We start from the raw sequence: 298 nt of genomic DNA on the forward strand, positions 1-298 counted from the left end.
GCTGGAGGAAGAGAAAGCAATAGCGATTTCCCAAGTAGTGGTGAGCGAACGGGAAACAGCCTAAACCAGAGGTTTTTACTTCTGGGGTCGTGGGACAGTCAATCAACGTATCTTCAAGCTAGACAAAGCAGTTGAAAGCTGCACCAGAGAAGGTGAAAGTCCTGTAGTCGAAAGTAGAAAAGAGCGTGACTGTATCCCGAGTAGCACGGGGCCCGTGAAATCCCGTGTGAATCAGCGAGGACCATCTCGTAAGGCTAAATACTACTGTGTGACCGATAGCGAACCAGTACCGCGAGGG

At 50.3% G+C, this 298-nt stretch carries 1 rRNA gene; it reads left to right on the forward strand.

What is annotated here, in order from left to right:
• A 23S ribosomal RNA gene (locus tag FLQ44_RS25495) occupies positions 1-298 on the forward strand; the annotation flags it as partial.

The organism is Vogesella mureinivorans (genome assembly GCF_007644035.1).
Taxonomy (GTDB): Bacteria; Pseudomonadota; Gammaproteobacteria; order Burkholderiales; family Chromobacteriaceae; genus Vogesella; species Vogesella mureinivorans.